At 54.2% G+C, this 19218-nt stretch carries 16 protein-coding genes and 1 tRNA gene; 5 read left to right on the top strand and 12 right to left on the bottom strand.

Annotated elements, in window-relative coordinates:
* Positions 1-48 precede the first annotated feature (48 nt).
* Positions 49-735 (bottom strand): TetR/AcrR family transcriptional regulator, encoded by a 687-nt coding sequence (locus C7820_RS19540; RefSeq protein ID WP_116232430.1) that lies wholly within the window; start codon positions 733-735, stop codon positions 49-51.
* 158 nt (positions 736-893) lie between these two features.
* Here C7820_RS19540 and C7820_RS19545 point away from each other — a divergent pair, with 158 nt between their 5' ends.
* Positions 894-2246, top strand: a complete 1353-nt coding sequence (locus C7820_RS19545) for an MATE family efflux transporter (protein ID WP_116232431.1) — start codon at positions 894-896, stop codon at positions 2244-2246.
* Positions 2247-2405: 159 nt separating this feature from the next.
* Here the strand turns inward: C7820_RS19545 and C7820_RS19550 are convergent.
* The 6 genes from C7820_RS19550 to C7820_RS19575 all read right to left on the bottom strand — a co-directional run bounded on the left by C7820_RS19550 (position 2406) and on the right by C7820_RS19575 (position 9063).
* A tRNA-Pro gene (locus tag C7820_RS19550) sits at positions 2406-2479 on the bottom strand.
* Positions 2480-2659: 180 nt separating this feature from the next.
* A complete protein-coding gene (locus C7820_RS19555; protein WP_309545765.1) occupies positions 2660-4693 on the bottom strand; it encodes an LTA synthase family protein in 2034 nt (677 codons plus the stop codon).
* 580 nt (positions 4694-5273) lie between these two features.
* Positions 5274-6218: a metal ABC transporter substrate-binding protein gene (locus tag C7820_RS19560; RefSeq protein ID WP_116232432.1), complete on the bottom strand. Its 945-nt coding sequence runs from the start codon at positions 6216-6218 to the stop codon at positions 5274-5276.
* Positions 6219-6285: 67 nt separating this feature from the next.
* A complete protein-coding gene (locus C7820_RS19565; RefSeq protein ID WP_076170286.1) occupies positions 6286-7149 on the bottom strand; it encodes a metal ABC transporter permease in 864 nt (287 codons plus the stop codon).
* A complete protein-coding gene (locus C7820_RS19570) occupies positions 7149-7907 on the bottom strand; it encodes a metal ABC transporter ATP-binding protein (protein ID WP_089546015.1) in 759 nt (252 codons plus the stop codon). The genes C7820_RS19565 and C7820_RS19570 overlap by 1 nt, the downstream gene beginning before the upstream one ends.
* 247 nt (positions 7908-8154) lie before the next feature.
* On the bottom strand, positions 8155-9063 hold the full coding sequence (locus C7820_RS19575) for a LysR family transcriptional regulator (RefSeq protein WP_181909119.1): 909 nt from the start codon (positions 9061-9063) through the stop codon (positions 8155-8157).
* Between the two features lie 197 nt (positions 9064-9260).
* Between C7820_RS19575 and C7820_RS19580 the strand changes: the two genes are divergently transcribed.
* The 4 genes from C7820_RS19580 (at position 9261) to pstB (ending at position 12910) form a co-directional block, all read left to right on the top strand.
* Positions 9261-10202 carry a phosphate ABC transporter substrate-binding protein PstS family protein gene (locus tag C7820_RS19580; protein WP_089546018.1) on the top strand — a complete coding sequence of 314 codons (942 nt, stop codon included), beginning with the start codon at positions 9261-9263 and terminating at the stop codon, positions 10200-10202.
* A gap of 172 nt (positions 10203-10374) precedes the next feature.
* Positions 10375-11241 (top strand): phosphate ABC transporter permease subunit PstC, encoded by an 867-nt coding sequence (pstC, locus tag C7820_RS19585; protein ID WP_260869391.1) that lies wholly within the window; start codon positions 10375-10377, stop codon positions 11239-11241.
* Complete coding sequence (pstA, locus tag C7820_RS19590; protein WP_076170281.1) at positions 11238-12134, top strand: phosphate ABC transporter permease PstA; 897 nt, start codon at positions 11238-11240, stop codon at positions 12132-12134. Before pstC ends, pstA begins: the two co-directional genes overlap by 4 nt.
* Before the next feature lie 11 nt (positions 12135-12145).
* The gene (gene pstB / locus C7820_RS19595) at positions 12146-12910 is read left to right on the top strand and encodes a phosphate ABC transporter ATP-binding protein PstB (RefSeq protein WP_089546020.1); all 765 of its coding nucleotides are present in this window, start codon (positions 12146-12148) and stop codon (positions 12908-12910) included.
* Between the two features lie 144 nt (positions 12911-13054).
* On the opposite strand, the gene C7820_RS19600 is transcribed toward pstB, so the two are convergent.
* From C7820_RS19600 to C7820_RS19620, 5 genes are all read right to left on the bottom strand, one after another.
* Entirely contained in the window at positions 13055-13477 is a 423-nt protein-coding gene (locus C7820_RS19600) for a universal stress protein (protein ID WP_116232434.1), read from the bottom strand.
* A gap of 12 nt (positions 13478-13489) precedes the next feature.
* Positions 13490-14707 carry an MFS transporter gene (locus C7820_RS19605; protein WP_089546024.1) on the bottom strand — a complete coding sequence of 406 codons (1218 nt, stop codon included), beginning with the start codon at positions 14705-14707 and terminating at the stop codon, positions 13490-13492.
* Between the two features lie 107 nt (positions 14708-14814).
* Positions 14815-15261, bottom strand: a complete 447-nt coding sequence (locus tag C7820_RS19610) for a MerR family transcriptional regulator (RefSeq protein WP_076170277.1) — start codon at positions 15259-15261, stop codon at positions 14815-14817.
* 447 nt (positions 15262-15708) lie between these two features.
* Complete coding sequence (locus C7820_RS19615; RefSeq protein ID WP_116232435.1) at positions 15709-17865, bottom strand: ATP-dependent Clp protease ATP-binding subunit; 2157 nt, start codon at positions 17863-17865, stop codon at positions 15709-15711.
* Positions 17866-18409: 544 nt separating this feature from the next.
* Complete coding sequence (locus tag C7820_RS19620) at positions 18410-19003, bottom strand: helix-turn-helix domain-containing protein (RefSeq protein WP_076170275.1); 594 nt, start codon at positions 19001-19003, stop codon at positions 18410-18412.
* Positions 19004-19218 lie beyond the last annotated feature (215 nt).

Consider the following 19218-nt stretch of genomic DNA (forward strand, 5'->3'; position numbering starts at 1 on the left):
CTAGTGAACCGCCCATCCGATAACCGGATGGGCGGTTCACGTTGCATTCTATTTCTCCTGCTCCTGGATCACCTGCTCGATCCCGAGCAGAATCAGCTTCAGTCCAAACTCGAACGCCTTGTCTGTCCCCATCAGCTCGAACAGCCCGTTCTTGAACATCCTCCGGAACAGTCCGGCATCCGTCTCGCTCATGGAGTCCAGAAGACGAATCATCTCCTCACCCGGAAGCGCTCCTTCTCCATGCTCCTTAACAATCGCGGAGACATTGCGCTGGTGCTCATAATCGTCCAGAACGAAGTTGAAAATATAATTCATAAGCGTAAGAACCACTTGCATTTTCTGCTCCTGCTCGAGCGGCGTCGATTCCACGCAGAGCAGCATCCGGTTGGTGAACCGGATGATGTCCGGTTCGTGGGGCAGCGTCAACATCATAAGCTGCGTGGAGCAGGGATACCGGCCGAGCACGCTTCGCACCGTTACCGCCAGCCCCTTCAGCTGCTCCTTCCAGTCCCCCTCGGCGTGGTACTCCTCCAGAATGATTTTCGATACCTGGTTGGCCAGACGCTGGTAGAGATTTTGTTTGCTCTTGAAGTACCAGTATATCGAGGGAGCCTGAATCCCCAGCCGGTCGGCCAATCGTCTCATGCTGAACTTTTCGATACCTTCCTCGCCAAGAAGCTCCCATGAGGCTTCCAAAATCCGATCCTCCGAAATCTGAGGCTGCTGTTTTTTCATCGGGAATCCATCCTTTTACCTAACAGTGTAAGTTTATGCTTTACATGTTCATAAGTCCATGATATCATCTAACACTGTAAGGTTCAAACTAACACTGTAAGATGACATCTGCACTGTTAAACGGTTGACCTAAATCAATAAAGAAAGCAGGGACCCGCATGGATACAGAAAATCTTTATTACTTTGAAAAGGCACCGGTCGCCAAAGCCGTAGCTCATTTCGCCGTACCGATGATGCTGGGCACGTCAATGAGTGTCATCTATTCCATATTGAATGCCTATTTCCTGGGCACACTCCACAATACGGCGATGTTAACCGCTCTCGCGTTAACCTTGCCGTTGTTCGCCATCATTATGGCACTGGGCAACTTGATTGGCATCGGCGGCGGTACCTTCATTTCCCGTTTACTGGGGGAGAAAAAGTTTGATGATGTCAAGCATGTGTCATCATTCGCCTTTTACAGCAGTTTAGTTATTGGTCTTATCGTGATGGCCGTAGGTATCCCGCTGATTGATCCCATTGTCCATGGATTGGGGGCAACGCCCGACTCCTTCGTCTTTACGAAGGACTATGTGACGATGATGCTTATTGGTTCACCATTCGTCATCTTATTTTTTACACTGGAAAATATCGTACGCTCGGAGGGTGCGGCAATGACGTCGATGATGGGGATGATTCTGAGTGTTGTCGTGAATATTATTCTCGATGCGCTGGTCATCTTCGCTTTTCATTGGGACGTGATCGGCGTTGCGTCTGCTACGGTCGTTTCCAACCTGGTCGCCAGCGTATTCTACGCCTACCATATGGGATACAAGAGCTCATTTTTAACGATCTCCGTTAAATGGTTTAAGGCGTCCAAAGAGATTTTGAGCAATGTCATCAAAATTGGAGTGCCCGTTTTTATCATGAGTATCTTTTTGGGGGCCATGTCGCTCATCTTTAATCGTTTTCTTGTAGAATATGGAGATCCGGCCGTTGCAGCTTACGGAATTTCATCGCGCTTATTGCAGTTTCCCGAGTTTATTCTGATGGGTTTATGTGAGGGAGTCGTGCCATTGATTGCCTTCTCTTTTACAGCGAATAAATTGCGTATGAAGCAAACGATCGGATTTACGATCAAAACGATTGTAGCGTTAGCCGTCGCGTTTGGCATCATCGTCTATTTGATTTCCGACCACTTGATTGGTTTATTTACGAATGACCCGCAGTTAATCGAAATGGGCAGCTATATCCTGCATGTGACGTTCTTATCCTTGTTCATTACAGGTATGACCACGTTGTTTACGGGGATCTTCCAAGCGACCGCACAAGGAACCGCTGCGTTTATTATGTCCATTATTCAAGGAGTTACGCTGATTCCTGTGCTCTATATCGCCAATCGAATGAACGGCTTCCACGGGGTAGTCTGGTCGCTCGTCATCGCGGATGCCGTCGCGTTCCTGGTTGGGGCCATTATGCTGTATGTTTTGCGGAACAAATTGCAGCCCGATATGGAGAGTTTAGTACAGTAGAAAACATAGGGTTATCGTACGTTGAGGAGATTACATTTTGCGAAGGAATAAAGGGGAGAGGGGCTTACCACGAAAATGAGGCCGAATGTAGACATCTGTTGTTTTTGAACACAAAAAAGCTGCGGTCAGACACCCCGCAACCGTTGATTGTATAAAGGATCGAGACGACAGGATTTGAACCTGCGACCTCTTGCTCCCGAAGCAAGCGCTCTACCAAGCTGAGCCACGTCTCGTTAAGAGAAAGCTTATACTATAAAATTTACTCCGATTTTACATTTTGTAAAGGGGGTAAAAGAAAAATTCACAATTCGTTTAACGATTGGGCAAAATGATCCTGTGCTGCCAGCAAATGAAAAGACCGGGGGAATCGCAAAGATTCCTTCCGGTCTTGTTTGGTTTCTAAAGCGTAAGTTTTATTTGCCTGCAGCATCGCCCGGCTTGGACGGCTTTTCCGAATCATTCGCAGGGGTGGTATTGCTTGGTTTGCTGCCCGCTGGTGTATTGCCAGCCTGGGTATCTGTTGGAGTGCTGCTAGCTTTGGCATCTGCCGGTTTGGTCCCATCTGTCTTGGCATCGGCTGGTTTCGTGCTGCTCGTTTGATCATCTGCCGGGGAAGTCCCTGCTCCGGATCCGGCCGGAGGAGAAGTCGCCCCCGTGTTTGCATCCGTATTCGAATCCGTATTCGCATCCGTGTTGGCATGCTCCTTCTCCTGATCCTTCCACTCCGGCAGCGCCGCCACATAAGCATCCGACATGCTGATCAGCTTGTGCGCCCGCTCGTACGTTTCCTTCGAATCCAGCGGCTTGGTGACCTTGCCTCCGTTCAGCGGATAGGTCACCCCGTCGGCGTAACCGGAGCCCGGTACGAACGCTCCATTAGCCGAAATAAACGAGCCCGACGGGAGGTAATACCGCTGCGGCAGCACGGGGCTGTTCTGGTTGAGCAGATCCTGGCCGAAGTGCACCTGGTTCTTCAGCGAGACGCCAATCAGATTGGCCAGCGTCGGGAAAATATCCGACTGCCCGCCGACCTGCTCCAGCGTCTGGGCTTTTTGGTTCGGCACGGAGAGGACGAGCGGGATGTTCATCATATCGGGGAGGGTGTACTCCCGTCCGTAAATTTCCTTCATCAGCTTTTTCTCTTTGTTATTGAGGGAATATATCGGAAGTCCCTGATGATCGCCGTACAGGACGATGACGCTGTTGTCCCAGACGCCGTTTTTCTTCAGCTTATCCACGAACTGGCCGAGGGCGTAGTCGGCATAATTCTGGGACTGAATATAATCCCCGACAAGGGTTCCCTTATAACGGTCGGGAAGCTCCATCTTGAACTTGCGCTCCGGGATGCGGAACGGGTGATGGCCCGACATGGAAATGACCTGCACGTAGAACGGCTTGCCGGTTCCTTGCATCCGTGCCAGCTCGTCGGCCGTCTTGGCATATAGCAGCTCGTCCGATGAACCGAACGAAACGAGGTCATTTTTGCCGAAAAACTTGTCGTCGTAATATTTTTCCCAACCGAGCGCTTTATACAGCTGATCCCGGTTCCAGAACACGACGCTGTTCGTATGGAACGTCGCCGTCTGATAGCCGCTCGCGGCAAACGTTTTGGGCGCGCTCGGCAGCGCTTTGTCCGCATACACCTCGGAAGCAGCCCCGTTGGACGGAACGTAGAGGGAGGTGTTCACGACGAATTCGGCATCCGCCGTATTTCCCTGACCGACCTGCTGGAAGAAATGCGGGAAATACATATGATCTTTGACCAGCTTGTTCATGTTCGGGGTAATTTCCTTGCCGTCGATCTTCAGGTTGACGAGGAAATTCTGGAACGCTTCGAGCTGAATGACGATGACGTTTTTGCCCTTGGCGGCACCCCAGTATGCCGGCTGCGCCGGCTCGGTCGTTCCTTTCACCTGGGCAACCGCCTCAGGCGTGACCGACTTGGCGTCGACCTTGATGTTCTTGGAAGGGGCAAAGCCGACATACGCTTCATAGTTGAGAATCCCCATATCCCGGGCCTGCTGGAATTCGTTCATCCCGCTCCGGAACGGAAAAATGCACGCGGCACAGGCGATCAGTGCCAGGACGGCTCCACCAGCAAACCACGGGCGGCCCGTTCGGACGGACAAGCTGCGGCCAAAGGCGCGGAACCGCCGGCTGGAACAGATAAGGATGAACAGCACGACGATATCGGTGAAAATGAACAAGTAATACGGATCCATGAGCGAAAAGACGCTGCTGTTGACCTCGGATACCTGGTTTACTTGGCGAAGTTCATGATAAGTAACGATAACTCCGAAATACTTATAGTACATAATGACGGCAAAATAAATAATGGTCAGAACCAGGTCCACGATCAGGTAGGTGACCAGCTTCTTGCGGTAGGCCAGCGTTTCGATCAGGCAGAAGAGCAGCCATACGGGCGGTATGCCCGTCAGCAGCATCATGCCGAAGCCTCCGGCATTTTCCCTGAACACGACCGTCCAGACCAAAAGCATTTTTAAAATCAAGACAATGGAGAAGAAGATAAAAGGTTTACCTATCAGCGCTCTCCATGAAAAACGGTTATGCAAAATCAATCGACGCCCCTTTCGTAATTTCCACACAGATCGCCAAGCCCATTCAAGGGCGTATAGGAATTAGCAGCGTACGGTCTGTCATCCGCAGGTTATCCTGCCGGCGGGCCGCCCGCGTTCCCTCTTCAGCATCATGGATTACCCCTTATCAAAAACGCCATCAGGCCACAGCAAACACAAGGCTTGGACACCTGTGCTAAGCCGGGCCATACGCGGGACAATGAAGTTAATAGTAACTATTACACTATTGCAATTTAAGCACAGGGCCCAGGGAATTGCAAGAATCGCCCGGGATGCGAAAGAGGGGGTGGACCCGGCTGGGCATAGCCTCCCGAACCGGGCCGATGATTGATGAAGAAGGATGTCATCACTCTATTATATATAGGAAGAGACAGGATCATTCCATCGGTGAGAAGGGGAGATGCTGTGTGGAAAAAGGCGGCGGGACCCGTTACTTCGTCAATCCGGCATGAATCGTATCGAGGTTCCATTTCATCATGGCGAGGTAGCTGTCTCCCTCTTCCCCGGGCTTGCCGGTGGAATCGGTGAACACCTTGCCGAATATCCGAACCCCGGTCTCCTTGGAGACGCTCTCCATACTGCGCGGATCCACGCTGGTCTCCACAAACAATGCAGGCACCTGCTCCGCCTTCACGATATCAATAATCCGTTTCATCTGCTCAGGGGTGCCCTGGTTTTCCGTATTGATCTCCCAGATGTATTGGGCTTTCAGCCCGTAAGCTGCAGAAAAATATTTAAAAGCCCCTTCGCTTGTAACGAGAACCCGGCGTTCCTCCGGGATGTCGGCAAAGCGTGTCACGGCATCATCGTGCAGCTTCTTCAATTCCTCGATATAGTTCCCGGCATTCTGCTCATAATATTCACGGTTGGCCGGGTCCGCTTTCGTCAGAGCCGCTAGGGCGTTCTCTGCATAACGGATCCCGTTCTCAATGCTCAGCCAGGCATGCGGATCCTGCTCGGATTCCTTGCCGGCGGAGGTCAGGTACATCGGCTCCACGCCTTCGCTCAGTGCATAGACAGGGGCGTCATCCCCCGCTTTTCCCGACGTCTCCAGCAGTTTGGCGAACCAGCCGTTCCCCGTCTCCAGATTAAGCCCGTTATAGAAAATGACATCGGCATCGCTGGCATGCTTGAGATCTGCAGGCAGCGGATCATATTCATGGGGGTCCGTGCCGACCGGCACGATCGAATACAGCTCTACGCGGTCCCCAGCAATCTGCTTCACGATATCGTAGAGGATCGAATACGTGGTCAGCACGACCGGCTTCTCCCCGGAAGGGCCGGCTTTGTTCCCGGTTTGACCGGAGCAGCCGGCGGCAAGTGCAAGGACCAGCATAAGTACGGCTCCGAGCCAAACCTTCCTTTTATGTTTCATACAGATTCCCTCCTATTTAAAAAGAATCATTGCGGCGCGAACCCTGCTGCCTTCCGGGCAGACGGCGTCAAAGTCCTTTCAGAGCCGCCTTTTTGCGCCGGGAACGGAAATGCCGCCACAGGACGCCCTGTTTTGGTGAAAAGGCCAATGCCAGCATGAACCAGATAGCTGACGCGAGCACGATGGCTGCACCGGAGGCCAGATTGTATTTGACGCTGAAATACAGCCCCACCACGGCTGATAACGCGCCGAAGCCGGCAGCCAGATAAATCATCACCCACAGCCGGTTGGTCAGCAGATAAGCAGTGGAGGCCGGGGTGATGAGCATGGCGACGACGAGGATGATGCCGACGGTCTGCAGAGAGGCGACGGTCACGAGGGTGAGCAGGGTCATCAGCAGGTAATGGATAAGCCGCCCAGGCAGCCCATATGCCGCGGACATAACCGGATCGAACGAGCTGACCAGCAGCTCTTTGTAGAACAGGTAGACGACCGCGGCGATCACGATGCCGATGATCAGCGTGATCCACATATCGGAGGCGCGGACCGCAAGCACGTTGCCGAACAGGATGTGGTACAGGTCGGTCGAGCTTTTCGCAAAGGTAATCAGGATGATGCCGACAGCGAAAAAGGACGTAAACACGATGCCGATAGCCGAGTCGTTCTTGATCCGGCTGTTTTGGCTGACGTATCCGATGCCGAGCGCCGTCAGCACGCCCGTCACCACGGCGCCGAAAAAGAAGTTGATGCCCAGCATGTAGGACAGGGCGACGCCGGGCAGGACCGCATGGGAAATGGCGTCCCCCATGAGCGCCATGCCACGCAGAATGATGAAGCAGCCGATAATGCCGCAGATCATTCCGACCATGACCGAGGTCAGCAGCGCTTTTTGCAAAAAGCCGTATTCCAGGATTCCGCTCAGAAATTCCATTACACACCCACTCCGTTCTTTTCGAGAAAGGTCAGCTGCGCCGCATAGGCCTGGCTGAGAATGTCCGGACGGCAGACTTCGCGGGCCGGACCTGCCTTCACCAGCTCGCCGTTAAGCAGCACAAGCCCGTCGAAATACGCTTCCGCCTTGCTCAAATCGTGATGGACCACGAGCACCGTGCGGTTCTGATCCCGCAGCTCTTTCAAAATGGCGACGATCGTCTCCTCGCTGGCGGCGTCTACGCCGACGAAGGGCTCATCCAGGCAGAACAGCTCCGCCTCCTGGGCGAGCGCCCGGGCGAGAAATACGCGCTGCTGCTGCCCGCCGGACAGCTCGCCGATCTGCCGGGAGCCGAAATCCTCCATGCCGACCTTCTCCAGGCAGTGGTAGGCCAGCTCTTTATGCTGCCGCCGCGGCCTCTTGAGCAGGCCGAGCTTCGGGTAGGTGCCGAGCAGGACGGTATCGATTACCGTAATCGGGAACGTCATGTCAATTTCGCTGCGCTGCGGAACATAGGCGATGCGGGTCCGGGCTTCCTTGACGCTGCCGCCGAGGATGCGGACCTCGCCGTGGTCCCGCGGAATCAGCTCAAGGAGCGACTTCATCAGCGTGGATTTACCGGCCCCGTTGGGTCCGATAATACCGGTCATACTGCCGGGAAGCAGCGTAAAACTGACGCCGCGAAGGGCATCCTTGCCGTGATAGGAGACGAATAGGCTGTCGACGGACACCGAAGGGTCGCGGTGACGGGGGAGCATAGCATAAACCTCCTTTGGATTATGAAAACTTTGACATAAGTTTCCCTTGGGACAAATTAATGCACATATATAAAAGTTTTTACCTAAGGAAACTTTATTGAGTATAGGCTAAAACAGATGGGGAGAATTGTAAAGTGTTTTTTTAGCTGGGTTGTCCGTTTTTCGTGGGGTAAACGAGGTCGAAACAGTGTTAGTATGCGGGACGATCATAGGGGGCGGAGCCAAAAAAAGCCCCGATTCCGCGGAATCAGGGCTTCATATCCTGCTTGGTGATTTGCTGTTTGACGAACTGCTTGAACTGCTCCCTGAGCGGCGAATAGGGCTGATCGGCGTGATAGGCCATATAGGCCTTGACCGATTTGCCTGCGGGACCGGGGGCGGGCAAGTATTGGAGACTTCCGGCGGCGAGCTCGCTTGCGATGCCGGACAAGGGGAAGAAGGAGATGAAATCCCCGTCCTCTACCGTGTGCTTGACCGACTCCGGCGAATTGATGATCATGCGTTCCCACAAATGGATTCCACTCTCGATCGCGTAGGTCCGGGTGAAGTCCCGCATAAAAGAGCCTTCGGCATGCTGGATGAAGAAGTGTTGGGCGACCAGCTGGTCGCTCAGCGATTTCAGGCTGGAGAAAGGGTGTCCCGGCGCAAAAATGACGACAAGCTCATCTTCCAGCAGCAGGTCTTCCTTGATGCCCGCAGCCGCAACGTCCTGCGAATAATAAAAGGCAAGGTCCACCTCATGGTTGTAGTGCAGCTCCTGAACGGTCCGGCTGGGCTGAACGGTCAGCTCGATCTGGATGCCGGGATACTGCCGGCAGAACCGGTTGACGAGCCTGGGCAGGTGAATCGTCCCCATCAGGCTGTCGGCGCCGATATGAAGAATGCCTTTGCCCAAATCGGCGTAGTCCTGCACGGCCTTCCGCGCTTCAGCGGCCAGTCCCGTCATTTTGACGGCGTAGGGGTACAGCGCCTTGCCGGCGTCGGTTAAGAGGATGCGGCCCCGCCTGGACTCGAAGAGGGCGATGCCCAGCTCTTCCTCTAAGCTTTTCATATGAAAGGTAACGGTCGGCTGTTTCATATCCAGCTCTTTGGCTACGTCGGTTACCTTCTTGTATTTTTCAATATAAACAAGGATTTGCAATTTTAACAAATTCAACGATGATTCCCCCTCGGTCACGTCCGATTCCTCTTCATTATAGAATTAATCTATGGACTCATAAAGATTATATTCTGATATTTATCTTTCTTTTTACAAAACGCATCATTTTACAAAATGATAGAGAACTACAATGAACTTGTCGGTAAACTTCATAGAGTTACACGGCAAACCAAAATGGGGGGAAACATTAGATTATGAAATTCAAAAAACCGTTACTTATGTTTTGTACGTTGGTCCTGGTACTTATGCTGGCTGCCTGCGGCAGCAAAAACGCGTCGGATAGCGGCAGCACTACGGGTTCGGGAACCGCAACTGAAGATAAACCGGCTGCAGAGGAAACGCTTAGCGGATCCGTTCTGGCTGTAGGCTCCACGGCGCTCCAACCGCTCGTCGAGCAAGTCGCACAAAAGTTCATGGGTGAATCCCAATACTCTAAAATCCAAGTTCAAGTGCAAGGCGGCGGCAGCGGCACCGGCCTGACTCAAGTTTCCGGCGGTCAAGCCAACATCGGCAACTCCGACGTATTTGCTGAAGAAAAGCTGGATGCAGACAAAGCCAAAGAACTCGTTGACCATCAAGTGGCTGTTGTAGCCATGGCGGCTGTAACGAATCCTGACGCAGGCGTAGACAGTCTGACGAAGCAGCAGCTGGTTGATATTTTCACAGGTAAAGTGACGAACTGGAAAGACGTTGGCGGCAAGGATGAAAAGATCGTAATTGTCAACCGTCCTGCAAGCTCCGGTACCCGCGCAACGTTTGAAAAATATGCACTCGGAACGAAGACGGAAGACCTGCAAGGTTCGATCCAAGAAGATTCTTCCGGTACAGTGAAAAAGATCATTTCCGAAACGCCTGGTGCCATCGGATACCTCGCTCTGTCCTACCTGGACGACAAAGTGAAAACTCTGAAATATGACGGTGTGGAAGCAACGGAAGAGAACGTAGCCTCCGGTAAATACCCAGTATGGGCTTACGAGCACATGTACACCAAAGGTGAGCCTGCTCCGGAAGTGAAGGCGTTCCTGGACTACATGACTTCGGATGCCGTGCAAAACGGCGACGTGGTTGAGCTCGGATACATTCCGGCTTCCAAAATGGAAGTGAAACGCGACAAGGACGGCAACATCACGAAATAACATCAGGTTCCTTGAGCTCTCATGAAACACTGAATATGTACGACAAGAGGCGGAGAGACCAACTTCTGCCTCTATTTTCACTTTAGAAAGAAGGACAACGATGAAAGCTATAGATGAAAGGCCTGTAGGCATCGCTGACAATCCCCGTCCCGGACGGTTTAAAAAACATCATATGGAAGATTTCGCGGGACGCAGCTATACGACGATTTGCGCGATTCTGCTGATCGTCATTATTTTGTCCATCGTTTATTTTGTCGCTTCCAAAGGACTGGCGACTTTCTTCAAAGACGGCGTCAGCTTCAGCGAGTTTCTGTTCGGCTCCAAATGGGATCCGGACGGCAACCATGGCGAGCCGCAGTTCGGCGTCATGCCGTTTATTTTCGGCTCATTCGCGACGTCGATTCTGGCAGCGGTCATCGCCAGCCCGCTCAGCATCTGCGCATCGCTGTTCATGACGGAAATCGTACCGGGCTGGGGCAAAAAGCTGCTGCAGCCGGTCATTGAGCTGCTTGCCGGAATTCCGTCCGTCGTATACGGATTTGTCGGCCTGACGGTCATCGTTCCCGCCCTGCGCGACATGTTTCCCGGTCAGGGGATCGGGATCGCCGCGGGCTCGATCGTGCTGTCGGTCATGATCCTGCCGACGATTACGAGTATCGGTACCGACGCCCTGTCCTCGCTGCCGCGGGGCCTCAAGGAGTCCTCGTACGCACTCGGCGCAACACGCTGGCAAACCATCTACAGAGTTATTCTGCCAACCGTGCTTCCTTCTATTCTGACCGGGGTGGTCCTCGGCATGGCCCGCGCCTTCGGGGAAGCGCTGGCGGTACAGATGGTCATCGGGAATGCGCCGCATATTCCGCGGTCGCTGTTCGAATCCGCCTCAACGCTGACCAGCGTCATTACGCTGGATATGGGCAACACCGTCATGGGCACCGCGCACAGTAACGCGCTGTGGAGTATGGCGCTCGCACTCATGTTCATGACCTTTATCTTCGTCGTTATCGTTCGCCTGCTCGAAAGGAGAAATCGGATTTGAAAGCTAAAGCCGCTGACAAAATTGCAACAGCCATTATTGTGGTGTTTTCCTTATTAATCGTGGCGGTTCTGCTCGGACTGCTTGGATTTATTCTGTACCGGGGACTCAGCCACATCAGCTGGCACTTCCTTACTTCAGTGCCCCAAACGATCCGGGAGGGCGGCGGCATCGGTCCGCAGCTGTTTAACTCCTTGTTCCTGCTGGTGCTGACGCTTATCATTACAATTCCGCTGGGCCTGGGTGCCGGCATCTATATGGCCGAGTACGCCAAGCCAGGCAAGATTACCGGAGCAATCCGCCTCGTCGTCGAGGTGCTGTCCTCGTTTCCGTCCATCGTCGTCGGCTTGTTCGGTCTGCTCTTGATCGTCAACACGTTCGGCTTTGGTTTTTCGCTCTTCTCAGGCGCGCTGGTGCTGACGATCTTTAATCTGCCGCTCATGGTCCGCATTACGGAGCAGGCGTTCCGCAGCGTACCGAAGGAGCAGAAGGAAGCGGGACTTGCGCTCGGTTTATCGAAATGGAAAATCATCACGTCCGTGCTGTTTCCCGTCGCCCTTCCGAGCATCGTGACCGGTACGGTTCTGGCGGCAGGACGTGTATTCGGGGAAGCGGCGGCGCTCCTGTTCACCGCAGGGATGTCCACGCCGCGCCTTGATTTTACCAACTGGAACCCGCTGAGCCCGACGTCGCCGATCAATCCGTTCCGTCCTGCGGAGACGCTGGCCGTGCATATCTGGAAAATCAACAGTGAGGGCATTGCGCCCGACGCGGCGGAAATTGCCGCCGGCGCATCGGCGGTGCTCGTGATCCTCGTGCTTGTCTTCAACCTGTTTGCCCGCTGGTTCGGCAACCTGCTCTATAAGATCATGACGGCATCCAAACGAATGGGATAGGAGAAATGAGCATGCAACAATCATCGACTACATTCCGCACTGAAAACCTGAGCGTGTTTTACGGGGCGTACGAAGCCGTGAAGAACATCAGCCTGACCTTCCCGGACAAGAGCGTTACCGCGCTCATCGGCCCGTCGGGCTGCGGGAAATCGACGTTTCTGCGGTCCCTGAACCGAATGAACGACGAGATCTCCCAAGCCGTGATCAAGGGAAAGATCTGGATCGGCGGGGAGGACATCAACGATCCTTCCACCGACGTCATTCAGCTGCGGCAAAAAATCGGTATGGTATGGCAGAAGCCGAATCCATTTTATAAATCCATTTATGAAAATATCGCTTTTGGACCGAAGTACCATGGCGTAAAAAATAAAAAAGAGCTCGACCAGATCGTCGAGTCGAGTCTACGCAAAGCGGCGCTGTGGGACGAAGTGAAGGACCGCCTGAAGCAGTCCGCCTTGTCGCTCTCGGGCGGCCAGCAGCAGCGCCTGTGCATTGCGCGCGCCTTGTCGGTCAACCCGGGGATTCTGCTACTCGATGAGCCGGCGTCGGCCCTCGATCCGGTTTCGACCTCCAAGGTCGAGGAACTGATCGTCGAGCTCAAGAAAGAGCTGAGCATCGTCATCGTGACGCACAACATGCAGCAGGCCGCACGGATTTCCGATTATACGGCATATTTCTACCTTGGCACCCTGATGGAGCATAACGATACCGAAATTATTTTCACCAACCCGGCCAATGCCATGACCCAGGAGTATATCTCCGGACGGTTTGGATGAGCCGCCGTTTGTTCGCACAGCAAAAAGCCGTCTCCCATCAGGAATGGGCGACGGCTTTTTTGTTTTATAAAGGTTAATACGGTCCGGGGTCCCAGCAAGGATTTGAAACCATGTTGGAGCAAAAACTCCACTTTGTGAGGAGGGTTAGCGGACGATCATCACCGGACAGTGCGCATGCTGGACGACGCTGTGGCTGACGCTGCCGATCAGCATTTCCGACACAAGGCCCATGCCCCGGCTGCCCATCACGATCAGGTCGGCCGACTCTTCCTTGGCCGTCTGGCAGATGATCTTGGCCGGATCGCCGGTTTTGCTGACCGTGCGGAAGGCGACTCCCGAGCGGCTCGCTTCTTCGGTGGCCGGGGCGAGAATTTTTTCACCTTCCTGGCGGATGTGCTCTTCCAGGTCTACGCCGACCGGCGGTTCATTGATGGAAACGGTCGGGTTGACGTGCAGGACCACGAGCTCGGGAGCGGTATTCAGGCTCTGCACAAGCGATACAGCGGAATCCAGCGCATGCCGGGCATGCTGGGATCCGTCGACGGGTACGAGAATACGTGAGTACATATAAGAACCTCCTTAATGGCCTTCTGCCCGGTCAACATGGGCAAGCTTGCGGCGGGATACGAGCAGGGCGACGACGCCCAGGAAGACCATGACGGCACCGAAGTAGAACGGCGTCTCGGCATGGTACCACTCGGACAGCTTGCCGGCGAGCCATGGAGAGACGGCACCGCCGAGGAAGCGGACGAAGCTGTACGCCGCGGAAGCGACGGAGCGCTCCACCGGAGCGGCCTGCATGACGGCCGTGGTGATCAGCGTGTTGTTGATGCCCAGGAAGATCCCGGCCACGATGACGCAGACAATAACGGTTTGTGGCGAGTGATTATACGTGCCGATGCCCATAATGAGCAGCACGATCGTAAACAGCGTAAGCACCGCTGCAATGGACGACACGACGCTGAAGCGCTTCTGCAGCTTCGGAGCTACGAATACCGACGTGAAGGCAAGCAGAATGCCCCAGCCGAAGAAGACATAACCCAGGCCGTGCTCATCCAGGTCCATGACGTACGGCGAGTACGCCATCAGGGTGAAGAAGCCGAAGTTATACAGGAATGCTGTAATCCCAAGGATCAGCAGGGCAGGATAGGACAGCGCCTTGAACGGGTCGGCCAGCGTGCTGGCTTTTTTCGGCTTGGGCACGTTCGGGAGCATAAACGTAACGAAAATAAATCCGATGGCCATGAGAACGGCCACGCCGAAGAACGGTCCGCGCCAGGAGATGGAGCCCAGCTCGCCCCCAAGCAGCGGTCCGACAGAAATCCCGAGACCGAGCGCGGCTTCGTACAAAATGATCGCTTTGGCGGTGCCGGACGTGGACAACCCGACGATCGCGGACAGCGCGGTGGCGATGAAGAGGGCGTTGCCGAGTCCCCAGCCGCCGCGGAAACCGACGATGCCGCCGATGGAGTTCGACAGGCCGCCCAGCGCCGCGAAGATGACGATGAGCAGCATCCCGGTCAGCAGCGTCTTCTTGATGCCGATCCGGCTGGAAATGACGCCGGTAATCAGCATTGCTACGCCGGTTACCAGGTTGTAGCTCGTAAACAGGAGCGAAACCTGGCTCTTGGATGCGTGCAGCTGCTCGGCGATGGCCGGCAGAATCGGGTCAACCAGGCCGAGGCCCATAAAGGAGATGATACAGGCAAAAGCGATCGCCCATACCGCCTTCGGCTGGGACAGCAGCCCACCTTGTCGCTGTTCCAGCTCAAGAGGCTGCGAAGCATTGGTTTTCATAAGTAACATTACCTCCATTTTGATGAATCATGTATTTTCAAATTTTCATGAATCTCCACAACAAAAAAACGTCTGTCGACGCCCTTGCATAGACACGTGCAGCGGCTTCAGCTTTCCTGGGAATCGGTTTCCTCGTCGAATTTGCGGATGAAATCATCCAGCCGTGTCTGCGTCTGTTCCAGCTCCTGCTGCATAAGGCGCATTTTTTCCACTTTGGTGCGCAGCATCTGAAGCTGTTCTTCCAGCATCTCGCTCATATGGGTCAATTGCTGCCTCCGATGAGCCCGGCTGGTCATGTCATGGTAGGTCTGGTGGTGCAGCTTGTAAGCGTCCGATACGGATAAGTACGAAACCAGCTCCTGCAGGCTGAAACCGAGAATTTCTTTGGCATTGACGATCTTCTTCAAGTACTCGATGTCCTCGCGGGTATAGAGGCGGGTGCCTCCTTCGCTCCGTTCAGGGGTCGGAAAAACGCCGATCTCTTCGTAATAGCGGATCGTTCGCTTCGTCAAGCCGCACTCTCGGGCGACATCGTCGATTTTATATTCATCCATTTCCTTCCTCCCACAAAGATTCCCGGGTAACATTACCCATTGTAATCCTGACTAACGTTAACGTCAACGTTAAATTTATGAAACGGAAAATATATTTCTTATGTCCTATTTATCGTGGAATGTGGTTGTCGGCTTAGTATGCCCGGCATCCTCCGTTTATGTGCGGCGTCCGTCCGTGGCCGTGTGACGGGTTTTTTCGTTGAACATTTCATTATGTTTCACGGTCGAAAGGCATGGCTGCGCGTTTCGGAGTGCTCAGAGGGTGAGGGGGAGAAGAGGGAATAGTGCTATATATCGGGCATCTGGAACAGCGAAGGGAGAAGGGCAAGCTGGCCGTGTTGTGCGATGCCTGATTGTCTGTACACATAAAAAAGCTGCCCCACACCGCGCAGCGGTTGAGGGACAGCTTGTTAAATTAAGGCTGATAAGTTGGCTATTCGGCGGACGTTATGCGCGAACGACTCGAACTTGGTCTGCTTCCAGCTCGACACGAATCTCCTTAACGTCTTCGTCGTCCAGCAGCAAATCGGTGATGCCGTCTTCCACATGCTGCGAAATAACGCGGCGGAGCGGACGGGCACCAAAGGCCGGATCGTAACCCAGTTCGGCCAGCTTGCGTTTTGCTTCGCCGGTCACGTCGAGGGAGATGCCGCGCTCCGACAGGGCAGCCGATACTTCGCTGAGCATATTGTCGACGATCGTTACGAGGTCTTCTTCCTTCAGCGAGGCAAACGGTACGATGCCGTCGAAGCGGTTCAGGAATTCAGGCCGGAAATAGCTGCCGAGCGAATCAAGAATCGAGCGGGTCTGCTCGGATTTGGCGGTGAAACCAACCATGATTTTCTTATCGGCGGCCGTGCCGGCGTTAGAAGTCATAATGATCACCGTATCCTTGAAGCTTACCGTACGCCCCTGGCTGTCGGTCAGACGGCCGTCATCCAGCACTTGCAGGAACATATGCTGAACGTCCGGATGCGCCTTCTCGATCTCATCGAGCAGGATAATGCTGTACGGGTTGCGGCGTACGCGTTCCGTCAGCTGGCCGGCTTCTTCATGACCGACGTATCCTGGTGGCGAACCGATCAGCTTGGAGACGGAGTGCCGCTCCATGTATTCGCTCATGTCGAGGCGAATCATCGAATCGGTGCTGCCGAACAGTTCTTCGGCCAGCGCCTTGGACAGTTCGGTCTTGCCGACACCGGTCGGCCCGACGAACAGGAAGGACGCAATCGGCTTGGAGTCGCTGCGCAGTCCGGCGCGTCCGCGGCGAACGGCTTTGGCGACCTTGTCGACGGCTTCGCCCTGGCCGATGACGCGGCTTGCGAGGCGGGCGGCCAGATTTTTCATCTTGCCGCGCTCATCCGCCTGCAGCTTGCCGACCGGGATGCCGGTTTTACGCTCGATGATGTTCTGGATATCCTCGACAGTTACTTCGAGGACCTCTCCGGCAGAGGCATTCCCGTTTAGACGCTGCTGCAGCTCGGCTTCCTCGTCGCGCAGCTTGGCGGCGAGCTCGTAGTTTTCATCGCGGGCGGCCGTGTCTTTCTCGATTGTGATCTGTTCCAGACGGGCTCGGATCTCGTCCGCACTGCCGACTGGAGCGCGCAGATTCAGCTTGGCGCCCGATTCGTCGAGCAGGTCGATCGCTTTATCGGGCAGGAAGCGGTCCTGGATATAGCGGCTGGACAGACGCACGCACGCTTCAAGCGTTTCGTCCGGGTAGCGTACGCCGTGGAACTGCTCGTATTTCGGACGCAGCCCTTTCAAAATTTCGACCGTTTCCTCGGCGGTCGGCTCGTCGACGGTCACCGGCTGGAAGCGGCGCTCCAGCGCGGCGTCTTTCTCGATATGACGGTATTCCTTAAGCGTCGTGGCGCCGATGACCTGCAGCTCGCCCCGTGCCAGCACCGGCTTCAGGATGTTGCCGGCGTCCATGGAGCCCTCCGCGGAGCCCGCGCCGACCAGCAGATGGATCTCGTCGATGAACAGCAGAACATTTTTACGCTGCTCCAGCTCGGCGATCAGCTGTTTGACTTTTTCTTCGAATTGCCCGCGAATGCCGGTTCCGGCTACGAGGGAGGCGACGTCGAGCGAATAGACTTCCTTGCTCCGCAGCTTCGCCGGCACGCGGCCTTCCGTAATGCGGAGCGCCAGCCCTTCGGCGATGGCCGTCTTGCCGACGCCCGGTTCGCCGATCAGCACCGGATTGTTTTTGTTCCGGCGGTTCAAAATTTCGATGACGCGGTCGATCTCCTCATCGCGGCCGATGACGTTGTCGATCTTGCCGCCGCGCGCCGCGTCGTTCAGATTGCGTCCGAGCTGATCCAGCAGCCCGCCGCCGCGCCGTCCGCCTTCTTGAGCGGCTGCTCTCGGAGGCTGCTGCGCCGCGCCGGATACCGGCTGGCCGGATTGCATGAAGCCGCGGAACAAATCTTCCAGCGGAGAAGAATAGCTGCCGGAAGGACCAAAGCCGGCCGCAAACGGCACGCCGCCGTTTACTTTGGCATAGCAATCTTCGCAAAGAAACAATTTCTCGGATTTATGGTTGACAGTGAGGCTCAGACCTACGGTTGCCTGGTTATGATTACATTGTTGACAGCGCATGAAGGCATGCCCCTTTCGTTAGTTAATGGAATAATCAATCTTTGGATACTTCATCTGGATGTCCTAATCAGGAAAACGGCTGCCCGCGCCTTACGGGAGCAGGCCGCCGGCATAAAGGGATAAAAGTCAGAACTCCGTCAGGACAAGACGGCTGCACCGAAAGTCAAACTCCTAAAGAGGTTGTTCATGCAGTACAAGTTTGATCCTTTGATCTGACTTTGACTTTCTTTGACCTTATTATACCCCACTTGGAACACTTGTCAACAGGTTTTCAGTTATTTTTCGTAAGTATATAGAAAAAGGTTTGAGAGAAGGATCGGTTCGGCCTTTCGGCTTGCTTGAGGCGAAAAAAAACGGCTGGAAGGCAAAGAAATACGTCTATCGATGTACATTCGAAGAGTGTGGCACATTTAGCGGAAACTTTTTTGCGATAAAACCGAGGCCCCGGGTCTCCCGAAGCATGAAAAAAGCCCTGCCGTCCGGAATGTCTCCGTAACAGCAGGGCGTACCTTGTATGATCAATGCGGTGAATAAGCCAAAAGTGTCATGATTCCTCGTCCTGCAATATGCAGTCGGCAAACAAAATGAATTTCGGGATGCGGAAAAACTGTTCCGCCCGGTCCTGAAAGCTGGCTGACGGCAGCGTCCCTTGGTGCAGCCATTTCCGAAACGTTCCGGGATGGATGTCCATCCATTCGCTGACGTCGCTGACGGACAGGTCGTGAACCATGCATAGCCCTGTTAGTATTTTGTTGCTGACAGGCGAGCGGGTCAGCGTCCGGCGCATGAAGCGCGAAGAGGATGGCTGACAGATGATCGGGCTCGTGGATGTGACGGTATGATTAAACAGAATGTGATGCGGATAGCCCAGGTATTGGCATACCTTGTCCAAATTCTTTTTTCCAGGGATCCGTCCTTCATATACCCAGGCGCTCACGCTCCGGGAAGAAACCGAAATGTCCTCAGCCAGCTGGGACAGCTTGATATCGTTGGCCATCAGGACAGCCAGCAGCACGCGGTTGCGGATTTGGCAGCGGGATGGCTTGCGGAAGCGTTTGACGCGGATTCCTTTTCCTAAGTATTTGCGATTGATCAGAGACCACGCCTGAATGGAATGCGGTTCTTGTTGTTTAGGCATATTTCCTCCGATGATTTTTCTTAAAATTCTACAATAGTTTCGGCTACGTTTTCAATAGTGCTATCGCCTGTTTCTGCAAGGTCCCAGTTTTCAGCCGAATGACCCGGGAATTTACGGTATCCCGTTGTCAAGTGAATAATATGAACTATTTTTTCACTTCAACCCCAAAATGCTTCCAATTCAGTCATCAAACTGTTACCGAATTGAAATTGAAC

This window comes from Paenibacillus sp. VMFN-D1 (assembly GCF_003386155.1).
Taxonomy (GTDB): domain Bacteria; phylum Bacillota; class Bacilli; order Paenibacillales; family Paenibacillaceae; genus Paenibacillus_AQ; species Paenibacillus_AQ favisporus.